This is a genomic window from Photobacterium phosphoreum, assembly GCF_002954725.1.
GTDB lineage: Bacteria > Pseudomonadota > Gammaproteobacteria > Enterobacterales > Vibrionaceae > Photobacterium > Photobacterium phosphoreum.
Window position 1 is genome coordinate 2,383,764 of sequence record NZ_MSCQ01000001.1, and the last position, 22,378, is coordinate 2,406,141.

The 22,378-nt window shown below is 44.1% G+C and carries 20 protein-coding genes and 1 other RNA gene; 4 read left to right on the forward strand and 17 right to left on the reverse strand.

The features are described from left to right. Positions 1 to 21: 21 nt before the first annotated feature. Positions 22 to 480 (forward strand): DUF721 domain-containing protein, encoded by a 459-nt coding sequence (locus BTO21_RS10435; protein ID WP_045028090.1) that lies wholly within the window; start codon positions 22 to 24, stop codon positions 478 to 480. 71 nt (positions 481 to 551) lie between these two features. Here BTO21_RS10435 and lpxC read toward each other — a convergent pair whose 3' ends face one another. The 17 genes from lpxC to rsmI all read right to left on the reverse strand — a co-directional run bounded on the left by lpxC (position 552) and on the right by rsmI (position 19,512). Further along, on the reverse strand, positions 552 to 1,469 hold the full coding sequence (gene lpxC / locus BTO21_RS10440) for a UDP-3-O-acyl-N-acetylglucosamine deacetylase (protein ID WP_045028092.1): 918 nt from the start codon (positions 1,467 to 1,469) through the stop codon (positions 552 to 554). A 224-nt stretch (positions 1,470 to 1,693) separates the two neighbouring features. Next, a complete protein-coding gene (ftsZ, locus tag BTO21_RS10445; protein ID WP_045028094.1) occupies positions 1,694 to 2,824 on the reverse strand; it encodes a cell division protein FtsZ in 1,131 nt (376 codons plus the stop codon). 32 nt (positions 2,825 to 2,856) lie between these two features. After that, positions 2,857 to 4,113, reverse strand: a complete 1,257-nt coding sequence (ftsA, locus tag BTO21_RS10450) for a cell division protein FtsA (protein ID WP_045028095.1) — start codon at positions 4,111 to 4,113, stop codon at positions 2,857 to 2,859. Positions 4,114 to 4,125: 12 nt separating this feature from the next. Next, positions 4,126 to 4,911 (reverse strand): cell division protein FtsQ/DivIB, encoded by a 786-nt coding sequence (locus BTO21_RS10455; protein WP_045028097.1) that lies wholly within the window; start codon positions 4,909 to 4,911, stop codon positions 4,126 to 4,128. 273 nt (positions 4,912 to 5,184) lie between these two features. Continuing rightward, the gene (gene murC, locus BTO21_RS10460; protein WP_045028098.1) at positions 5,185 to 6,648 is read right to left on the reverse strand and encodes a UDP-N-acetylmuramate--L-alanine ligase; all 1,464 of its coding nucleotides are present in this window, start codon (positions 6,646 to 6,648) and stop codon (positions 5,185 to 5,187) included. A gap of 14 nt (positions 6,649 to 6,662) precedes the next feature. Continuing rightward, positions 6,663 to 7,727, reverse strand: a complete 1,065-nt coding sequence (gene murG, locus BTO21_RS10465; protein WP_045028100.1) for an undecaprenyldiphospho-muramoylpentapeptide beta-N-acetylglucosaminyltransferase — start codon at positions 7,725 to 7,727, stop codon at positions 6,663 to 6,665. Beyond that, positions 7,714 to 9,027: a cell division protein FtsW gene (ftsW, locus tag BTO21_RS10470; RefSeq protein ID WP_045028102.1), complete on the reverse strand. Its 1,314-nt coding sequence runs from the start codon at positions 9,025 to 9,027 to the stop codon at positions 7,714 to 7,716. Before ftsW ends, murG begins: the two co-directional genes overlap by 14 nt. Further along, positions 9,027 to 10,364 carry a UDP-N-acetylmuramoyl-L-alanine--D-glutamate ligase gene (murD, locus tag BTO21_RS10475; protein ID WP_045028103.1) on the reverse strand — a complete coding sequence of 446 codons (1,338 nt, stop codon included), beginning with the start codon at positions 10,362 to 10,364 and terminating at the stop codon, positions 9,027 to 9,029. The genes ftsW and murD overlap by 1 nt, the downstream gene beginning before the upstream one ends. 1 nt (position 10,365) lies before the next feature. Next, positions 10,366 to 11,448, reverse strand: coding sequence for a phospho-N-acetylmuramoyl-pentapeptide-transferase (gene mraY, locus BTO21_RS10480; protein ID WP_045028105.1), 1,083 nt, complete (start codon positions 11,446 to 11,448; stop codon positions 10,366 to 10,368). Next, on the reverse strand, positions 11,448 to 12,830 hold the full coding sequence (murF, locus tag BTO21_RS10485) for a UDP-N-acetylmuramoyl-tripeptide--D-alanyl-D-alanine ligase (RefSeq protein WP_045028107.1): 1,383 nt from the start codon (positions 12,828 to 12,830) through the stop codon (positions 11,448 to 11,450). Before murF ends, mraY begins: the two co-directional genes overlap by 1 nt. Next, positions 12,827 to 14,350, reverse strand: coding sequence for a UDP-N-acetylmuramoyl-L-alanyl-D-glutamate--2,6-diaminopimelate ligase (gene murE / locus BTO21_RS10490; RefSeq protein WP_045028108.1), 1,524 nt, complete (start codon positions 14,348 to 14,350; stop codon positions 12,827 to 12,829). Before murE ends, murF begins: the two co-directional genes overlap by 4 nt. A gap of 8 nt (positions 14,351 to 14,358) precedes the next feature. Beyond that, entirely contained in the window at positions 14,359 to 16,101 is a 1,743-nt protein-coding gene (locus BTO21_RS10495) for a penicillin-binding transpeptidase domain-containing protein (protein ID WP_045028110.1), read from the reverse strand. Between the two features lie 3 nt (positions 16,102 to 16,104). Then, positions 16,105 to 16,422, reverse strand: a complete 318-nt coding sequence (gene ftsL / locus BTO21_RS10500) for a cell division protein FtsL (RefSeq protein WP_045028111.1) — start codon at positions 16,420 to 16,422, stop codon at positions 16,105 to 16,107. Beyond that, entirely contained in the window at positions 16,419 to 17,366 is a 948-nt protein-coding gene (rsmH, locus tag BTO21_RS10505) for a 16S rRNA (cytosine(1402)-N(4))-methyltransferase RsmH (protein ID WP_045028113.1), read from the reverse strand. The genes ftsL and rsmH overlap by 4 nt, the downstream gene beginning before the upstream one ends. Before the next feature lie 14 nt (positions 17,367 to 17,380). Continuing rightward, complete coding sequence (mraZ, locus tag BTO21_RS10510; protein WP_045028114.1) at positions 17,381 to 17,839, reverse strand: division/cell wall cluster transcriptional repressor MraZ; 459 nt, start codon at positions 17,837 to 17,839, stop codon at positions 17,381 to 17,383. 271 nt (positions 17,840 to 18,110) lie between these two features. Next, positions 18,111 to 18,499, reverse strand: an RNA gene (rnpB, locus tag BTO21_RS10515) — RNase P RNA component class A. Positions 18,500 to 18,651: 152 nt separating this feature from the next. After that, positions 18,652 to 19,512 carry a 16S rRNA (cytidine(1402)-2'-O)-methyltransferase gene (gene rsmI / locus BTO21_RS10520; RefSeq protein WP_045028116.1) on the reverse strand — a complete coding sequence of 287 codons (861 nt, stop codon included), beginning with the start codon at positions 19,510 to 19,512 and terminating at the stop codon, positions 18,652 to 18,654. 103 nt (positions 19,513 to 19,615) lie between these two features. On the opposite strand from rsmI, the gene BTO21_RS10525 reads away from it, so the two are divergent. Genes BTO21_RS10525 through BTO21_RS10535 form a run of 3 tightly spaced genes read left to right on the forward strand, consistent with a single transcriptional unit; the run spans position 19,616 to position 22,375 of the window. Beyond that, on the forward strand, positions 19,616 to 21,430 hold the full coding sequence (locus BTO21_RS10525; protein WP_239997980.1) for a penicillin-binding protein activator: 1,815 nt from the start codon (positions 19,616 to 19,618) through the stop codon (positions 21,428 to 21,430). Next, entirely contained in the window at positions 21,411 to 21,782 is a 372-nt protein-coding gene (locus BTO21_RS10530; RefSeq protein WP_268874382.1) for a YraN family protein, read from the forward strand. Before BTO21_RS10525 ends, BTO21_RS10530 begins: the two co-directional genes overlap by 20 nt. 2 nt (positions 21,783 to 21,784) lie before the next feature. Further along, positions 21,785 to 22,375 carry a phosphoheptose isomerase gene (locus BTO21_RS10535; protein WP_045028117.1) on the forward strand — a complete coding sequence of 197 codons (591 nt, stop codon included), beginning with the start codon at positions 21,785 to 21,787 and terminating at the stop codon, positions 22,373 to 22,375. Positions 22,376 to 22,378 lie beyond the last annotated feature (3 nt).

The window sequence follows — 22,378 nt, forward strand, 5'->3', positions numbered from 1 at the left end:
GAATATTCAGGAACTAAAATAATGAGAGATCATCGTCCACAAACCCCTGCTCACCTGCTCGACTGTGATGGTCTAACGTCGATTCAACAACGAGCAGCAGCATTGAGCCAGCTTGATACGGCGGTAAAAGCGCATTTAAATTGTGCCGAACATTGTCGAGTCAGTAATTATCGCCAAGGGGTGCTGATCATTGAAACTGCATCGGCAGCATGGTCAATGCGACTTAACTATGAACGCTACCAGTTAATAGTTAAATTACGCGAGAAATTATTGCCAAAATTGCAGGAGATTGAAGTCAAAGTAAACCCTGTTATGGCGGCAGTGACGATTCGTAAACAAGATAAAATTCCCGATATTATTCAAAAGCCGATCAGTAATGTGGCAGCTCAACATCTATTAGCAACAGCAGCCAATGCGCCCGATAAAGTCAAAGCCTGTTTAGAGCGATTAGCTAAGCTGGCACAAAAGAGCACTCGTTGATCACAACCAACAGATACAAAAACGCCGAACATAAATGCTCGGCGTTTTTTAATACAAGGCAATTGCGTGATTTACGCCAATACCATACCCGGTTGAGCAAAAGTGACAGGCACTTCACGCTCATCTTCAAAGGTTGACCACTCATAGGCTTCTTGGTCAGCCAATACTGCACGCAGTAGTTGGTTGTTCAGCGCATGACCTGATTTATAAGCGCGCATTTCACCAATGATATTATGACCACACATGTAAAGGTCGCCAATGGCATCCAATACTTTGTGCGTTACAAGTTCATTGTCAAAACGCAAACCGTCATCGTTCAGGATACGGTAGTCATCCAGTACAATTGCGTTATCAAAGCTACCACCAAGACACAAGTTTTGTGATTGAAGGTATTCGATATCGCGCATGAAACCGAAAGTACGTGCACGGCTAATCTTTTTAACAAAAGACTGGCTTGAAAAATCTAACACTAGACGCTGCTGATCTGAATCAATCGCAGGGTGGTTAAAGTCGATAGCAAAATCGAGACGGAAACCGTTATAAGGCACGAGTTCCGCCCACTTGTCGCCATCTTCAATGCGAACAGGCTTTTTAATACGTAAAAAACGCTTTGGCGAATTTAAGGTATCAATACCTGCTGATTGAAGCAGGTAAATAAATGGGCTTGCGCTACCATCCATAATTGGAATTTCAGGCGCATCAACTTCGATAATCACGTTATCGATACCCATACCGGCTAGTGCAGCATTCAAGTGTTCAACAGTTGAAATGCGCACGCCTTGTTCATTAACAAGAGCGGTACATAACATGGTATCGCGCACTGAATCTGCATTTGCAGGGAAATCCACAGGTGGATTAAGGTCAGTACGGCGATAAATCACGCCAGTATTTGCGGCTGCAGGACGCAGGATAAGCGTCACTTTACGTCCAGAGTGGAGGCCCACACCAGTCGTCTGCACAATGCTTTTAAGTGTACGTTGTCTGATCATCTGCTTTATATCTCAACGGTTAAACAAACTTTTGCTTGCAAACTTATTAGGTGAATAGAAACTATTCGCAACACCAACATGGCGAATTGAACATTTATCATACCATAACCTAAAAAATATCCAAAATAATTCACTGCAGATGTAAAAGAGCACCTTTTGTGGTGAAACAAAAGATGCAACTCTTACTTAACTAAAATAGCTCTACAATCAATATGTTGGCTATTTTAGTCCGCTTGCTTACGCAAGAATGCAGGGATATCTAAGTAGTCATGATCCGCACCCTGAGCTTTAGCTTGTTGAGTTTCAACAGGCTTCTCTTCAGCGATTGCAGCAGGTTTTTCCTGTGCAACAACGGGTGCTGGCTTTGATGACGTTACTAATGTGATATCAGGCTTACACTCTTTACCAATGCCTGTTGCCACTACGGTTACACGTAGTTCATCAGTCATATCTGGGTCAAGTGAAGTACCAATAACCACGGTAGCGTTATCAGAAGCGAATGCTTTAACTGTGTTACCCACAGTTTCGAATTCGTCAAGACGCATATCCATACCAGCAGTAATGTTAACTAAAACACCACGCGCGCCAGCTAGATCGATATCTTCTAGTAATGGGCTAGAAATTGCCATTTCAGCAGCTTCTTCAGCACGATCATCACCAGCAGCAACACCGCTACCCATCATTGCATGACCCATCTCCGACATTACGGTACGTACGTCCGCAAAGTCGACGTTGATCATGCCAGGGCGAGTAATTAGCTCAGCAATACCTTGAACTGCATTCTTAAGTACATCGTTTGCTTTCGCAAAGGCATCAAGTAATGTGATACCACGACCAAGTACTTTAAGTAGCTTTTCGTTAGGAATAGTAATTAATGAATCAACATGCTTAGAAAGCTCATCAATACCTTGCTCTGCAAATGCCATACGCTTCTTACCTTCGAAGCTAAATGGTTTAGTCACAACAGCAACAGTAAGAATACCAAGCTCTTTCGCTACTTCAGCAATGATTGGCGCAGCACCAGTACCGGTACCACCACCCATGCCCGCTGCAATGAAGATCATGTCAGAGCCTTCTAGCTCTTTCTTGATTGCTTCACGATCTTCTAACGCTGAATCACGGCCCACTTGTGGGTTAGCACCCGCACCCAAACCTTTAGTGATATCACCACCGATTTGAATAACAGTACTTACGCTTGTTTTACGAAGAGCTTGTGCATCAGTATTAACACTAATGAACTGCACGCCTTCAATAGACTCACGTACCATGTGATCGACTGCATTACCGCCGCCGCCGCCAACGCCAATGACCTTAATTACAGCTTCATCAGACATTTCCATCATCGGTTCAAACATTTGTTCTCTCCGTTATCCTGTTCGCATCAGGTTTAAAAATTCTTTTCGAACCAACCACTGATTCGTGAAAATATACCAGTTACCGAGCGTTTCGGCTCTGGTGCATGATCATCAAATGATTGACTATCCTTTCCGTAATGCAGTAATCCTACTGCAGTAGCATAGGGTGGAGCCTGAACATAGTCAGTCAATCCACTCAGATCAAGAGGCTGACCAATACGTACTTGATTGCGGAAAACCCGCTCAGCACATTCAGTTAAACCTTCCATTTGCGCAGCGCCCCCGGTAAGGACGATGCCCGCTGCTAGGTGGTGTTTAACACCAGCCTCTCGCAATTGATCTTGTACGGTTAGTAATTTTTGATTTACTAACCCTAGCAATTCACTATATCGAGGCTCTATTACTTCTGCGAGTGTTTGACTTTGCAAGCTCCTCGATGGACGACCACCCACACTGGGTACATCTACCTTAGCATCTTTGCTCACCAATTCACTCAGTGCACAACCGTATTTCACTTTAATATCTTCAGCGTCACCCGGCGGTGTACCAAATGCATAAGCAATATCACTAGTAACTGCATTACCTGCATAGGGAATCACTTCCGCATGACGTAATGCACCACCAGACCAAATGGCAAGATCCATTGTACCGCCGCCAATATCGACTACGCATACGCCGAGCTCACGCTCATCTGGGGTCAGTACAGCATGGCTTGCTGCTAATCCTGAAAAAATCAAATGATCAACAGTTAAACCACAACGCTCTACTGCTTTAACGATGTTGCGCGCCATGTCGTTATGACAAGTGATCAAGTGAACACTTGCTTCCATACGAACACCTGATAAACCAACTGGGTTTTTAATCCCTTCTTGGTAATCAATCGCAAATTCTTGTGGAATCACATGCAACGTACGTTGCTCATCGCTTATTTTTACTGATTTCGCCGTATGAATAACATTATCGACGTCATCTTGAGTCACTTCTTTATCAGAAATTGGCACCATGCCTTTTTCTGTTTGGCAACTAATATGTTTACCTGATAGCGACAAACACACGGAACCAATTTGGCAGTCAGCCATGAGTTCAGCTTGATCAACAGCACGCTGAACTGATTTCACTACTGATTCAAGGTCATTAACCCCACCTTTATCCATTCCGCGTGACGGGCTGCTCCCTACGCCGATAACATTAACATTGCCATCAGGTAGGACCTCCCCAACCAAAGCACAAACTTTGGAAGTGCCGATATCAAGACCAACTATGAGTTTTTTATCTGCAGCCTTAGTCATCAGTGCACGCTCTTATTTTTTACCCGGCACATGGTTATCATGCTCCGGTTTTGTTTTCCAACCCACAGCTGCGCCAGTATCATAACGCAAATCTACATAATCAATCGGCTTATCCTGCTTTAAGAGCTCAGGATAAATCTCGATAAAACGCTTTATACGCTGCATTCGAGCTTCATGCCCTAATTCAAGTATAATCCCGTTTGTTAATATTACGCGCCAAGCACGACGTTCATTAAAGGCTAATGACGCAATCCCAAAACCCGCTTTTTTCAGTACCGGACGCATTTCCTTGAGTCCAGCTAAAACTTCTTGGCTACTGCCTGTTGGGCCAATCAGGTCAGTTAATCCTAACCCTGCCACTTGTAATGCAGGCGCCTTAAAAACATTGCCAGCACGGTTAACTAAATAGGTTCCATTCCATTCAGCGATCGGTTGATTTTCAACCAAAAACACTTTAATGGTATTCGGCCATTGTTTACGTACTGCCGCTTGAGCAACCCAAGGCAATGCCTCAACGGAGGCTTGAATACTATCTACATCTTGGGTCATAAAAGTGCCAAGATGATGAAGATGTAAAATTGACTGTCGAACATCATCTTTAGTCAGATAATGTAACTGCCCCTGAATCACTAAATTTGACAACGGTAATCGGTTTGCATCGGTCATCCAGTCTTTGGTAGCACTGACAAGCCAAACCGTAAAACCAATGACAAAGAGAAAAAACGCCAATCCACCCCAACGTTTTAAACCACGAGGAGAGGATGATATATGCTCTTTATTTACGACTTGTTCAGTCATCGCGTGTCTATTTACCTTACCATTTGAGCCAAACCATTCCATAAAGGTATTTTATGATGGTGCGCTCAGTCAGGTATAACGAGCAAAGTTGAACGATTATACCGAGCAACTCGACCCACTCCAACACTCATGAGGCGTTTTCCGAGCATAACCTGACAATAAATTTATCTATTTGTCGAGAAATCGCAAAAAATAGCGATCACTGGCGATGGAATATCCAATTTACAACCAGTAATCTATATTTACGATACCATCAGTAACAAACAATACCTATTAAGCATTACTCTGCATAGCAGCAATATTCAACTGCAGCTCAGCTAACTGGCGAGCTATTTTGCCAACATCACCCGCACCTTGTGTCAGAACCAAATCATCATTTTTGATAATATTGGCTAGAATTGCAGGCAAATTCTCGGCTTGGGGCACAAAAATAGGATCGATTTTAGCGCGAGATCGAATTGTGCGACACAATGAACGGCTATCAGCACCTGCAATTGGGGTTTCACCTGCAGAATAAACATCAAGCATCACTAACACATCAACTTGTTCCAACACATTAGCAAAATCATCATATAAATCACGGGTGCGGCTATAGCGGTGTGGTTGGAATATCATCACTAACCGTTTATCAGGCCAGCCTGCACGTGCCGCTTGAATAGTGACATCCACTTCGCTTGGGTGATGACCGTAATCATCCACCAGCATCACATTACCATTACCCGTATCAAATTCACCTAAGTGATCAAAACGACGACCCGTACCTTCAAATTCAACTAACGCACGCATGATAGCGTCATCACTGACGCCTTCTTCGGTTGCTACCGCAATCGCAGCAGTCGCATTTAATGCGTTGTGTTTACCGGGAATATTAAGGGTAATATTCAGTGCCTGTTTATCATTACGTAACACCGTAAAATGACCTTGTTGACCGGTTTGGGTATAATTCACTAACCGTACATCAGCATCTTCTGCAAACCCATAAGTCAACATTGGACGACCAACACGCGGTAATAATTCACGTACCACAGGATCATCAATACACATTACTGCTAATCCATAAAAAGGCAGATTATGAATAAAATCAATAAAGGTCTGCTTTAGTACTTCAAAGTCGCCACCATAGGTATCCATATGATCAGCTTCAATGTTAGTGACCACACATACCATTGGCTGTAAGTGTAAAAACGACGCATCACTTTCATCGGCTTCAGCGATTAAATAGCGGCTACAGCCTAAACGGGCATTAGTACCCGCACTTTTCACTAAACCACCATTAACAAACGTTGGATCAAGTCCCGCTTCAGAGTAAATCTGAGTTGCTAATGCGGTTGTAGTAGTTTTACCGTGGGTCCCCGCAATCGCAATACCGTGACGATAGCGCATTAATTCCGCTAACATTTCAGCGCGACGTACTACAGGAATACGTAATTCTGTTGCTGCTAATAACTCTGGGTTTTGTTTGTTAATCGCCGTTGATGCGACCACCACACTCGCGCCATTAACATTTTCAGCTGCATGACCAAAAAAGATTTCTGCACCTTTCTCGGTCAAACGATCAGTAACGGCATTTGGTGCAATATCAGAACCACTGATACGATAACCTTCATTGACTAATACTTCTGCGATGCCGCTCATGCCAGCACCACCAATACCAACAAAGTGAATACGTTCGACTCGGCGCATCTCGGGCACCATAGTTCGAATCTTTGCTAATTGCTGGTTATCCAGTTTACTCATCACTTGGTTCCTGTTTAATTCTTTGCTAGTGATTTGATCACATCAGCAACACGTTGGTCTGCGTCAATGATTGCAGCATTACGCGCCGCACAAGCCATATGCTCAAGCGCAATACGATTTAATAAATTAATTTGTTGGGCTAGACCATCAACCGTTAGTTGCGGTTGCTCGATCATTTTTGCCGCACCACATGCGACTAAATGTTCTGCATTTAATGCTTGTTGGCGATCTTTGTGCATAAAGGGAATAAAAATAGCACCCACACCAGCTGCCGATAATTCTGACACGGTTAACGCACCTGAACGGCAAACCACCAAATCAGCCCAACCATAAGCGGCGGCAACATCATCAATAAACTCGGTCACTTTATGCGGTGTTTGGGTTTCTTTAGCATAAGCTTGTTCCGTCGATTGCTGATTACCTTTACCCGCCTGATGCCAAATCGTCACGTGCTCACCAAGGATAGCGGCGACCTCTGGCATGGTCTGATTTAAAATACGCGCCCCTTGACTGCCCCCCATGACCAATACCCGAATCGGACCACTTCGTTCAGTAAAGCGTTGCTTTGGCGCGGGCAGTAACGTCACATCTTCACGGACGGGATTACCGACCACTTGCTTGTCTTTAAATGCACCAGGAAAAGCTTGCAGCACTTTAGTGGCTATTTTTGCTAACCATTGATTGGTTAAACCAGCGACAGCATTTTGTTCATGCAATACCACCGGAATGCCTAATGACCACGCAGCAACACCACCGGGACCACTGACATAGCCCCCCATGCCAAGTACTACATCCGGTTGCCATGCTTTAATGTATTTACGCGCTTGAATAATAGAGCCAACAATTTTAAACGGTGCGCCGAGTAAAGACACAATACCGCTACCACGTAGGCCTTTGACTTTAATAAAATCGATATCAATACCATGTTTCGGTACTAATTCCGCTTCCATGCGATCGGCGGTACCTAACCAGCGGATTTCCCACCCTTGTTGTTGTAATTTACGCGCAACGGCAAGCCCTGGGAAAACGTGACCACCAGTACCACCAGCCATCACCAATAAACGTTTATTGTTTGTCATTAGAATGCTTTTTATCTTGTTCTAGTTGTAAATTAGCAGCGGTTGCCAGTACTTGAGAACCCAAGCCGACTTGTTCAACCGCGACGTCCATATTATCTAATGCTTCATCATCAACATCAGCAGGATGCTCTGATGAAAATTTAGCCGCAACCCGTTGTTCAAAATCAATTCGAATCAAAATCGCCACCGCAGCAGCCATAATAAATAAACTCGAACCACCATAACTGATCAAGGGCAAGGTTAAGCCTTTAGTGGGTACAATACCCGCGGCCGCGCCAACGTTAACCAAGGTTTGGAAGGCAAACCAAATACCAAACCCAATCGCGAGATAACCGCCAAATAATAATCCGCCCTCAAGACATTTACGTCCGATAATGATCGCTTTAAACACTAAAGCAAACAGCAGTGTTAAAACGATAATAACGCCAATTAATCCTAATTCTTCAGCTAAGACAGCAAATACAAAGTCGGTATGGGCTTCTGGAAGATAGGCTAATTTTTGAATCGAATTACCCAGCCCTTGACCAAACCATTCACCACGACCAAATGCCATCAGTGATTGAGTTAACTGATAGCCACTGCCATAAGGATCTTGCCATGGGTTTAAAAATGAGGTGACGCGTCGCAGACGATAAGGTTCAAAGATGATCAACATCGCAATGCCAACAAATGCCGCGGCCAACATCACTAAGAACTGCCACAAACGCGCGCCAGCAATAAAGAGCATTCCGATGGTACCGACAAACATTACTACAAACGATCCTAAGTCAGGCTGTTGCAGCAAAAGAAACCCCATAATACCGAGAACGCCAAGAGGTTTTAGGAAACCGACAACATTGTCTCTCACTTCATTATTTTTACGGACTAAATAACCGGCGAGGAACACAAATAACGACAGTTTAGCCACTTCCGCAGGTTGAAGGTTAAACACCCCTAGCGGGATCCAGCGCGCGGCACCATTGACCGAATGACCAATAGCTAATACGACGATCAACAAGAAGATCGAAATTAACAACATCGGAACGCTATACTTTTCCCATTTCGATAATGGGATCCGCATAACAATCGCAGCAATCACTAGCGAACAGGCTAAAAAGAACGCATGTCGTAGCGCAAAGAAGAAAGGCATACCAGTAAGACGAGTAGCGACAGGTATGGATGCTGACGTTACCATCACTAAACCAGTAATCATCAAGGCGATTGCGATCCACACTAATTGGCGATCATACAGAATCGGTTTGGCGGGTTTTAAAAACCAGCCAGAGATTACCGATAATCCGTTACGGGCCATTTTAAACATTACATATTTCCTGAGACTGAATCTTGAAGCCGAATGGCTTGTTCAACAAAAGCATCACCGCGTGCCATAAAGTTGGCAAATTGATCCCAACTCGCACACGCCGGTGATAATAAAACCATATCGCCAGCTTGTGCCGTAGCAGCTGCGCGATCCATTGCTTCACTCATGGTGTCGACATTTATCGCGTTCTCTACGAGTTCGCTAAATAAATGACCATCACGCCCAAAACAATAAAGTTGTACATTTAAGCCAGCCAGAACCGGTTTAAGTTCACTGAAATCAGCGCCTTTACCATCACCACCCATTAATAAATGCAGTTTGCCAGCTAATTGCAAACCGGTTAATGCTGCCACAGTGCTGGCAAGGTTGGTCGCTTTAGAATCATTAACCCATTTAACACCATGGCGATTAACGGCTAATTGACAGCGATGGGCTAAACCTGTGTAACGACGCATTGTTTGACAAGCTGCGACGCGATCAATGCCAACCGCATCGGCTAACGCTAATGCAGCTAAACAGTTGGCGACGTTATGACGGCCAACTAACGCAATCTCACTGACAGCCATTAATGGTTCGCCACTAATCGCTAACCATTCCGCGCCATCAACCATCACCAAACCATAATCAGCATTATCAAAACCAAAACTGGTCATATTACCGTTAAAATCAGGCTTAGTAGCGAGATCGTCACGATTATAGACAGCTAATTTAGCATGCTCAAAAATACGCATTTTGGCATTACTGTAATCGGCTAAACCACCGGGATAGCGATCCATATGATCTTCTGACAGATTTAAATATACTGCAGCTTCAAGCGCTAACGATGAAGTGGTTTCTAACTGAAAACTTGATAGTTCTAACACATAAAGATCATGATCTTGTGCCAACATATCTAGCGCTGCAAAACCAATATTACCGCCGACACCGACATTAACACCGGCTTCTTTAGCCATTTCACCGACAAGACTGGTGACCGTACTTTTGCCATTAGAACCGGTGATCGCGATCACCGGTTTGTTAACGGCACGAGCAAATAACTCAATATCTCCCACCAGCTCAACCCCAGATTGAGCCGCTAAAAATAACTCAGGGGTTGCTAATGCAATGCCAGGGCTGGCAACAATCAAGTCAGCATCGAGTAACCATTGCAGATTCCACAGCCCGGCACATAAATCAACGCCAGCGGGCAATTGGTCTTGGCCTGGCGGGTTATCACGGGTATCAATCACTTTAATGTCCAGTGATTGCGGTAATCGTACTAAATGGTTAACCACCGATAGACCTGTCATACCAAGTCCAATCACAACAACCTTGTTTATCCCTGCCAAGCCATTCATGTTAACGTACCTTCAATGTTGCTAATGCAATCAATACCAGCATCAACGTGATGATCCAAAAACGAACGATAACACGTGGTTCTGGCCAGCCTTTTAATTCGTAGTGATGGTGAATCGGCGCCATACGAAAAATACGTTGACCACGCAGTTTAAACGAGCCGACTTGCAAAATAACCGATACGGTTTCCATCACGAACACACCGCCCATGATCACCAATAAGAACTCTTGACGAACTAATACCGCAATCGTACCTAATGCACCACCCAATGCTAATGAGCCTACATCGCCCATAAATACTTGCGCTGGATAAGTGTTAAACCATAAGAAACCTAAGCCTGCACCAACAATTGCGGTACATAAAATAACTAACTCACCCGCATTACTTAAGTAAGGGATATGCAGATATTCAGCATAGTTGTAGTTACCTGTTGCCCATGCAATAAAGGCAAAACCCCCAGCAACCATTACTGTTGGCATAATAGCTAAACCATCTAAACCATCGGTTAAGTTAACCGCGTTACTGGTACCGACAATCACAAAATAAGTCAGCACGATGTAAGACAGACCTAACTGTGGCATTACATCTTTAAAGAACGGCACCACTAATTGGGTTGCTGCAGTATCTTTGCCGTAGGCATAAAGCACAAAAGCCACCACAAGTGCGATGGCTGATTGCCAAAAATATTTCCAACGCGCAATTAAGCCATCGGTATTTTTACGCACCACTTTACGGTAATCATCGACAAAACCAACCGCGCCATAACCCAACATCACAGCCAATACAGCCCAAACATAAGGGTTACTAAGATCACACCATAACAGTACAGTTAACGTAATCGCGGCTAAAATCATCAGCCCGCCCATGGTGGGCGTACCACGCTTACTAAAATGTGATTCAGGGCCATCGTTACGTACAATTTGACCAATCTGCAGCATCTGCAAACGAGCAATCATGCGTGGACCTAACCACAATGAGAACAATAAAGCTGTTAAAATACTCATAATGGCGCGGAACGTCAGGTATTCAAACAGACGGAAAAAGGGGATTGAGGACTGAAAGTGGTCAGCTAACCAGTAAATCATTATTTATCTTCCTGCAAGGCAATAATAACATCTTCCATCTGTGAGCTACGCGCGCCTTTGGCAAGTACAGTCACTTGTGAAGTTGGATGTTGACTAAATTGTTGGTGTAATTGTTGTTTAAGTTCATCGATCAACGCAGTTTTATTGCTAAAATGCTGACCATTATTCAAATCACTGACAACAGCACTGGCACGACCAAATGTCATCACGCAGTCAAACTGTTTATCACGTGCATATTCACCGACTTCACGGTGTAAGCTATCACTTTCTTCGCCCAACTCAGCCATGTCACCTAAAATAAAGTAACGCTGACCGCTGAAACTATGCAGTACATCAATTGCTGCTTTCACAGAAGCAACGCTAGCATTGTAAGTATCATCAATTAACCGTAGCCCTGAATGAGGCTCAGTGATCGCTAATCGACCTTTAACGTTAGTAACTGTCTCTAATCCTTGTTTTACATCAACAAGAGTTGCCCCTAATGCCATAGTTAACGCTGCAGCTGCTAAGGCATTACTGACATTGTGAGTGCCCGCTAACGTTAACTGGATATCAATCGCGCCAACAGGGGTTTGCATTGTAAAACACGCTAACCCTTGAGCGTTAATCTTTATCTCTGACGCAAAATAATCCGCATTATTGGTGGTAGCAGAAAAGCTCACAACGGTATGCGCTGTAAGTGACGGTTGCCACATTGTAAGACGATTAGAATCAAGATTAATCACCGCCTGCCCTTGCGCGGCTAATCCGGCAAAAATTTCACCTTTCGCTTTAGCAACACCTTCTAATGAGCCAAACCCTTCCAGATGCGCTGCCGCAAGGTTATTGATCAATGCCACGTCAGGTTTAACTAATGCAGTAGTGTAAGCAATCTCGCCTAAATGATTAGCACCGAGCTCAATCACAGCATAGTTATCAGCAGGGGTTAAACGCAATAATGTTAAAGGCACACCAATATCATTATTAAAATTACCTGCGGTGGCTAGCACTTTACCTTTGGTGGCTAAAATCGCTGCCGCCATTTCTTTGACGGTGGTTTTACCACAACTACCTGTTAACGCGAGGGTTTTTAAACCATGCTCCGCCGTCATTTTGGCTTTTAACCATGCCCCTAATTGACCAAGGGCTTGATGGGTATCAGCAACAACCAATTGTGGAATATCTAACGCTAACGGCTTACTGACCAACAAGGCTTTTGCCCCATTATCAACCGCAGTTTGACAAAAATCATGACCATCAAACCGCTCACCAATTAAGGCAATAAAAAGGGTGTTATTATCAATTGCTCGCGTATCGGTTGATACTGCTGCAATCTCAGCATCCGCGCCAATAAGTTCAGCATTGAGTACTGACTGTAAATGACTTAGTTGAACCTTTATCATGCCTGTTCTCTAAATAATGCGGCCACAGTTTCGCGGTCTGAATAGTGGATCGTACGATCAGCTAGAATTTGGTAATCTTCATGACCTTTTCCGGCAACCAGAATGATGTCATTTGAGTTTGCCTGTGAGATTGCATAAGCACACGCTTGAGCGCGATCATGAATCACGGTTGCAGTCGCAGCAGCCGTTAATCCTGCTTGCATGTCCAGCATGATTTGCTGTGGATCTTCACTACGCGGATTGTCATCGACTAAAATAATATGATCAGCATATTGTTCAGCAACCGCCGCCATCATTGGTCGTTTACCTGTATCACGATCACCGCCACAACCAAATAAACACCACAATTTGCCTTCACAATGAACCCGTAAGGCTTGCAAGGCTTTTTCTAATGCATCAGGCGTATGGGCATAATCAACCACCATCATCGCTTTATCGCTCAGAGGTGATTGAAACACTTCCATGCGCCCGATCACGGCTTGTAAACGTGGTGCTACCGCTAACAACTCAGGCAATGAATGACCACTAACAAGTAAAGTTGCTAATGCCAGTAACAAATTTGTTGCATTAAATGAACCGACTAATGGTGCGGTAAAGGTACCGTTACCCCAGCTGGACTCAAAACTAATAGTGACACCTTGAGTGCTAAAATCGACCGCTGTTGCCCATAGCTTTGATCCGGCATGGGTGGCAACAGCTTCAGTATTCATCGCCACCGCAACCGCTTGAGGTAAATCGACTAGCCATTGCAGACCGACTGCATCATCGGCATTAATAACCGCGATACCACTGTCATGCTCGGTGAATAAACTTTTTTTAGCTGCGGCGTAATGTGCCATATCACCATGATAATCAAGATGATCTCGACTAAGGTTGGTAAAGATACTGGCGACAAAATGCAACGCACTAACTCGCCCTTGAACTAAACCGTGAGATGACACTTCCATCGCAGCAAAGTTAGCCCCTTGCGCGACTAACTCAGCTAAAGTCTGTTGAATTTCAATCGCACTACCCGTGGTATTCGCTGCTGGCTGTAGATCCGTTAACAAACCATTACCCGTGGTGCCCATCACACCAGCGCGATAGCCAATTAAATCAGCCCATTGTGCCAATAATTGACTAATGGTGGTTTTGCCATTGGTGCCAGTTACAGCATACAATTTAAGCTTACTATCAGGTTCAGCATAAAAGCGCCCAGCAATAGCAGATAACTTATGACCGAGATTGTGCAAATAGATAATAATGATCCCATTCTTAAATAGGATCTCACCGTCAGCAGCAATATCGTCAGCTTCTGCAACAATCGCGCTCGCACCTGCCGCAATCGCATTATCAATAAAACGACGACCATCAACGGCATGACCATTAACCGCAGCAAATAAACACCCAGGGGTTACCTGACGGCTATCTAATGTCATCGCAGTTAACGCCAACTGTAGATATTCAGCTGGTACATTGCTGGCTGTTAACCAAGGCGCCAACAAAGCGCCTAATTGTACTTCCTGTGTAACCGATGCCATGTTCATACTCATTTATCTATTTTTAGCGTATCAGCATCTGGCGGCACGTTCAGGATCTGTAATGCTCCACCAAGTACTTTTGATAAAATTGGCGCAGCAACTGCACCGCCATAGAATTTATCGCCTTTAGGCTCATTGACCATCACTACAATCGCTAACCGTGGATGACTAATTGGCGCTACACCTACAGTATAAGAGAAGTAATCATTACCATAACCACCCGCAATCGCTTTTTTCGCAGTACCGGTTTTAACACCAACGCGGTAACCTGGAATGGCTGCTCGCCAACCACCACCACCACCTGCTTTATCGGTTACAGATTCAATCATCAACAGAATTTTCTTAGCAATTTTAGGATCAAGTACTTGCTCTCCCGGTACCACTTTTTCTGTTTTTAGAATTGATAACGGACGTTTAATACCATAAGCACCTAAGGTGGTGTAGGCATGCAGTAATTGAATCGGCGTTAATGAAATACCATAACCATACGCTAAAGTGGCACGACCAATGTCAGACCAACGATAACGATTCGGGAAGTGACCGGTTGTTTCACCAATCAAGTTGATCCCTGATGGCTCATCAAAACCGACTTTACGGTAGGTATCTAAAATATCTTCCACTGGCATCGCTAGCGATAGTTTACTCACACCGATGTTACTCGATTTTTGTAAAATACGTTGAACGGTCGCTAATGGTTCAATGCGTGATACGTCAGTGATCACCTTGCTACCAACGCGGAAATGCTTACTCTGCGGAATATTAATCAGCGTATGTTCATTAACGACACCAGTTTTAAGCGCGGTATACACTACAAATGGTTTCACTGTTGAGCCGGGCTCAAAAGTATCTGTGATCACGCGGTTACGCATTTTATACGGCTGACGATCATTACGATCATTAGGGTTAAATGACGGCGCATTGACCATTGCTAGAATTTCACCAGTGCGAACATCGGAAATCGCAATGCTGACCGAAGTGGCGGGAATATCCATCACCCCTTCTTTGGCGGCACGATAAGCGATGGCTTGAATCCGTTGATCAATACTGAGTTCTAACGGTTTGCCTGGTTGACGGCTTTGCTGGGAAATATTTTCAACCACACGGCCATAACGATCTTTACGTACGGTGCGGCGTCCAGGTTCTCCCGTTAGCCAACCATCATAGGTTTTTTCGATACCATCAAGTCCATGGCCATCAATACCCGTAAAACCAATTAACTGCGCACTGACTTCACCGGAAGGATAGAAACGACGAGATTCTGCTCTTAAACCAATACCGGGTAATTTAAGTTTCTGAACGTAATTTGCCATTGGTGGGCTAACTTGACGCGCGAGATAAATGAACTTGCGGTTTTTGTTTTTTTCGAGGCGTTTCAGTAGTTTTGCACGGTCAAGATCGAGGACATCAGCAAGTGCATTCCAGCGGTTAGTTTCACTTAAACCACCGTGTTTAAATATCTCAACCGGGTTAGCAAATACGGCTTGTACTGGCACACTAACAGCAAGTTGCTCACCGTTACGATCGGAAATAATACCGCGTGCGGAGGGCATTAACTGCACACGCAACGAACGAGCATCACCTTCTTGAATAAGTCGACCAGGTTCAAGTACCTGAATATAGGCAGCGCGGGCAATTAGGCCAAAGAAACCTAATAAAATAAAACCACAGACGATGGCAAAACGCCATTTTAGAAATGGAGTACCCTGACGACTAACCTGAGTCTTTTTATTTGAACGATTAAATAATTTCATCTTTTAATGTATAACAATTTCATTATCGACAGATGGACGTTGCATTTTGAGTTCAGTTTCAGCTAATCGTTCAATACGACTGTGCTCTGCAAGTGAATTTTCTTCAAGAATTTGATTTCGCCACTCAACATCATAGTTCTCACGTTGCATAAGCAACTTTTCTTGCTGAGCAATTAATTGACGAGATTCATGAGTAACATAAACAACAGATAAGGCAGAAAGAAGGATAGCGAAGGCTAAAATCAGCGGCACCAACCCGACCGTGACGAGGTCTCGTCCGATCAGGCTAGCCAGATTCATTGAAGATTCTGTTGGTTTCATAGACGCTCGGCCAAACGTAATACTGAACTACGAGCGCGAGTGTTATAACCGAGTTCATTTTGTGACGGTTTAATTGCTTTACCGATAGGTTTCATATCAGCACTGCCTAGCGCTTTAATTTGATCTTCGGTTAGAGGTAAGCCAGCGAGTACATCAGGCCCTTTACTTTGCTTACGAATAAAGCGCTTTACCATCCGATCTTCCAATGAATGGAAACTGATCACCGATAAACGACCACCGGATGCAAGGGTATTCATTGCGCCATGCAAAGCAGTATCAATCTCTTCTAATTCACTGTTGATGTAAATACGAATAGCTTGGAAACTACGGGTTGCTGGGTGCTTATGCTTATCTCTAAACGGTGACACTTCAGCAATAAGACTGGCTAATTCACGGGTACGCGTTAGCGGTTCTTTATCAGGGTTTTCACGATGATCAACAATACCGCGGGCAATACGTTTAGCGAAACGTTCTTCACCAAACTCTTTTAATACCCATGCAATATCATCAGCATCCGCTTCTGCTAGCCATTCGGCAGCAGACATACCTGATGTCGGATCCATACGCATATCCAGTGGACCGTCACGCATGAAACTAAAACCGCGTTCAGCATCATCAAGTTGTGGTGACGAAACACCTAAATCAAGTAATACGCCATCAACACGACCAATCAGATCACGTTCTTGCATGTATTTTTCCATGCCAGAGAATGGACCATGGATAATCTCAAAACGTGGATCATCAATTTTTTGTGCTTCAGCAATCGCTTGTGGATCGCGATCAATACCATAAAGGCGACCGTTATCACCTAATTTTGAAAGAATTAAACGGCTATGGCCGCCGCGGCCGAAAGTACCATCGATATAGATACCGTCGGGTTTAATCGCTAACCCGTCTACTGATTCATTAAGTAAAACGGAAACGTGCTCAAATTGCTCAGACATAAATATAATTTCAGCTAAAGTGAAAGCTCACTAAGGCGCGGGGAATATTCCGACGCATCCTTAGCCTGAAGGTCGATATCATGTTCAATTTGCTGTTGCCATAAAGGCGCAGACCAGATTTCAAATTTATTTAACTGGCCAACGACCATTATTTTATTCGCTAATTGAGCATATTGTCTTAACGTCGGTGGAATTAATATCCTTCCCTGCGCATCCAATTCACACTCGCAAGCATGCCCAAGCAATAATCGTTGCAAGCGGCGTTCTGCGGGGTGAAAGCTGGATAGACATACTAATTTAGCTTCAATTCGTTCCCATTCATCGATGGGATATAGCAACAAGCAACAAAACTGGTGATCGATAGTACAAACAAAGCGTCCCTGACATTGTTCGATTAATGATACTCGATAACGCTTAGGCATTGCCCAGCGACCTTTATCATCAATAACAACGCTAGTGGCACCTCTTAACATTGGGGGATCTCGGTTAAATTACACAATAAAAGAGTACGTTAATCACTCATTTTAGCAGCATAACAACAAAGATAATGAGACAACACCACTTTTCCCCACAAATTCCCACCACAAAGTGTACGTATGAGACAAAAACGATGTCAAGCAATTGGCAGTAATTCAGACACACTTCTAACAGTGGCCTAATTAACCTGATTGCGAAATGTAATTTTGGCGGAAAATAAAACGAAAAAAAGGTGGTGCTTGTAATCAAACACCACCTTCTCTAAATGTAGGGAGTCGGTCGATAAGCCGGGTTTTGTTCCGCTTTCGCGGCGGCAATCATTCGTCTAGGTCTGCAATCGCTCACAGACTCAAGCAACCTACCCGTCCCCAACGCGGGCCGCGCCATTAGGGACCTATTTGGTCTTGCTCCGGGTGGAGTTTACCCTGCCACAAACTATTACTAGCCGCGCGGTGCGCTCTTACCGCACCCTTTCACCCTTACCTGTGCACCATTGCAAGCAATGGGCCATCGGCGGTTTGCTCTCTGCTGCACTTGTCGTGGGCTTGCGCCCCCCAGACGTTATCTGGCACCCTGCCCTGTGGAGCCCGGACTTTCCTCCCCTCCATTGATTTCCCGAAGGTTACCAACGAAGCAGCGATTACCTGACCAACTCCGACACGAATTGTATAAGACTACGCTCACAGTTACCAGTGAAAAAATCACCAAAATTACAGCTTGAACAAAAAACCAGCGCCTGATTTTAATTCGTTGATAAAAACCACGCTATACGACTCTGTAAGCAAATAGAAGCCATCAAATATACTGCTTATTCTAGATTCTCAAGGCCCCACTTATACAATGCATTTTTCTTGGCCCCATGAATCTCAGCGGTTAGCGCCGCTGCTTTTTTAAGTGGTAACTCTTTAGCGAGTAGGGTTAGCGTGCGCAGAACCTCAACTGATAACTCATCTTTCTGAGCGCGGTGGCCCGCAACTAAGATCACCATCTCACCACGGACACGATTACTGTCTTCCGCTAGCCAATCAATTAGCTCGCCAAGTGGTGCACCATGGATAGTTTCATAAGTTTTTGTTAACTCACGCGCCAATACTACTTGGCGATCAGGGCCAAGCACAGCTAACATATCACTTAGGGAATCATTAATACGATGTGGCGATTCATAAAAGATCAATGTGCGCGCATCGTCGGCTAATGCTTGAAAACAATCGCGGCGACCTTTGCTTTTTGGAGGAAGAAAACCTTCAAAGCTAAAACGGTCAGACGGTAAACCTGAACCACTCAAGGCTGTAATTACAGCACATGGACCTGGTAAAGGCACAACTTTAACACCCGCATGACGACAGCGATTAACAAGATGATACCCTGGATCACTGATCAGCGGCGTACCAGCGTCGGACACAAGCGCAATGCTGGTACCTGCCTGAAGTTTCTCAATCAAATAGTCAGCTTTTTGCTGTTCATTATGATCGTGAAGCGCAAAGGTGCGGGTCGAGATAGAGAAATGGGACAACAATCGCGATGTATGACGTGTATCTTCAGCAGCAATTAAATCTACGTTTGCTAATACGTCTAGTGCGCGCTGCGTTATATCAGCAAGATTACCGATAGGTGTCGGTACGATGTACAAAGTTGCGACATCTACCATGCCTGAATTGCTCTCACTCATTTGTCTAAGATCTCATCTGCAATTAATATCAAGAGTAATTTGTCACAGTTGAATAAATTCAATGCCCAATTTTACCCATAAGCGTAAAAGTGTATCACGACTAATGGCCCCTGTAGCCCTTGCTGTTGCTTTAGCAGGATGTAGTACGCCAAACCTGTACAATAATCAGGTGCCATTAACCGATATCACTGCGGTAGCCGCTCAAAGCTCAGCCGCCTATTTAAGTAAAGCCAATATCAGTGATGGCGCAGAGCGCATTAACTGGGAGATCATGGCTGTAAAAGCGATGATCCTCGAAAATAAATGGCAACAAGCCGATCAATGGATTGCTAAATTATCACAACAATCTATGAGCCCAACCCAAATTGCGGAGTGGCAACTCGCACGCGCAATGGTACGTGAGCATCAGGGTCAACCACAAGCAGCACTTAATAGTTTAAACTTTCAGCCATCGTGGCAACTGACTAAGAGTCAATATCAGCGTTATTACACACTGCGTGCGAATCTATTAGAACAGTTAAACCATCCGTTCCAAGCTGCACGTGAACGGACTAAGCTTGATTTCTATTTAGATCAAACTCAAAAAGCGGCTAACTGGCAACAGCTGTGGCATGATCTATCGGGTTATACCAATACGCAATTAGCCAGTGTTAAACTCACCGATAACGATAATGTCCTTAAAGGTTGGGTTGAACTCGCAATGTTGAAAAACAATGCAACGATGCAGCCAATGCAACTTAAACAAGCGCTTGAACAATGGCTACATAGCCACCCTTATCATCCTGCAAATCAATTTTTACCGGCAACTCTACAAGCATTAATCGATATGAAAGCGGTTAAACTTGATAATATTGCCTTGTTGTTACCACTTTCTGGTCGTTTTGCCGCACAAGGTAAAGCGGTTCGTGATGGTTTCATTAATGCGATGATGGATGATAAAGGCCGCGATGCTGATAATGAGCTCAATATCTATGATACCGAAGCTCAATCAATGCCAGATATCATGACCCAACTACAACATAACGGTACTCAGTTTGTTGTTGGTCCACTGCGTAAAAATATTATTACTGAATTTCAGCAGGATAACACCAGCCATATCAATATGCTGGCGCTAAATATGCCACCACAAATCAGTAATAATAAGCCTAATGCTTGTTATTTTGCATTATCGCCAGAGCAGGAAGCACAACAAGCGGCACAACGCATTTATGCCCAAGGCCATCGTAACCCAGCAATATTAGTGCCATCAAATGGCTTTGGCCAACGGGTAGCACAAGCGTTTAATCAGCAATGGTTACAGCTTGATAACCAACCAGCCCTTATCGTTAATTTTGGTAGCCGTGCTGAAATACCTCAGCAAATTAAAGCGGCTTTTACTAGCGGTCGAGGCAGCCAGGTTGATGCGATTTATATGGTCGCTAGCCGTAACGAAGTGATGATGCTAAAACCTTTCATTGAAGCATCAATGCCTCCGAGTGGTGATCCTGCCCAGATCTACGCTAGCTCACGCAGTAATCCTGATAATCACAATACTAACCGTGAATTACGCGGTATCGAAGTGAGTGATATTCCATTACTGATCAACCCTCAAGCGGGTTATATGGAGCGCTTTAATCAATTGTGGCCACATCAAGGTAACACCAGTATCCGTTTACATGCTTTTGGTATGGATGCTTACTTGATCGCCAAAAAACTACCTGAAATGCGCGCTAATAATCATTACAGTGTACAAGGGGAAACAGGTCAATTGTCAGTGAATAATCATTGTGTTGTTCAACGTGAAATGGATTGGGGCAAGTTTAGCAGTCAAGGCATAACACCATTGACGGCAACACATACCCCAACAGCACCACTTTCTAGTACAACGAATGCAGCCGATAATATTAACCTAATCAACGGTGAGAGTTCTGCCCAATAAACGTCAAATTGGCCAAGTCTATGAACAAATGGCGGAACAATATCTGTGCCGCCATCATTTGACGCCTATTGCACGAAATTTTAGCTGTCGCAGTGGTGAAATTGATTTAATCATGCGACAAGGTAAGTGTTTGGTGTTTATTGAAGTAAAATACCGAACCCAAGCTCACTATGGATCAGCCGTTGAAGCGGTAAATTGGCGCAAACAACAAAAACTCAAACGAGCCGCTTTTTTTTGGTTACAGAAAAACGGCTTCGCGATTGAGCATTGCCAATTTCGCTTTGATGTTATTGCTATCCAAGGTAATCACCACCACATTGAGTGGTTTACTAACATATTAGTTGAAGGTTAGTCATGCTAGATAGCATTCGAGAAAGTTTCACCGAAAGTATTCAAACCCAAATAGCGGCAGCTGAAGCATTACCTGATGCAATTTCAAAAGCAGCTCAAGTGATGGTTCAAAGCCTATTAAATGGCAATAAAATTTTAAGTTGTGGCAATGGCGGCTCAGCAGCCAATGCCCAACAACTCGCTTCATGCTTAATTAACCGTTTTGAAATTGAACGTCCAAGCCTACCTGCACTCGCCTTAACTGCCGATACTACCGTGTTAAGCGCTATTGCTAACGATTACCACCATGATGAAGTTTTTTCAAAGCAAGTCCGTGCCTTAGGACAAGCTGGTGATATTTTATTGGTACTGTCCACCAGTGGTAACAGTAAAAATATTATTAAAGCCATGGAAGCCGCACTGACGCGTGATATGACTATTATTGCTTTAACGGGCAAAGATGGTGGAGAAATGGCAGGATTATTAGGTGTGCAAGATGTTGAAATTCGTATTCCATCCCAACGTACTGTTCGTATTCAAGAAGGTCACTTACTCACGGTGCATTGCTTGTGTGATTTAATTGACCAAGTTTTATTTCCGCATCACGAAGGCTAATTG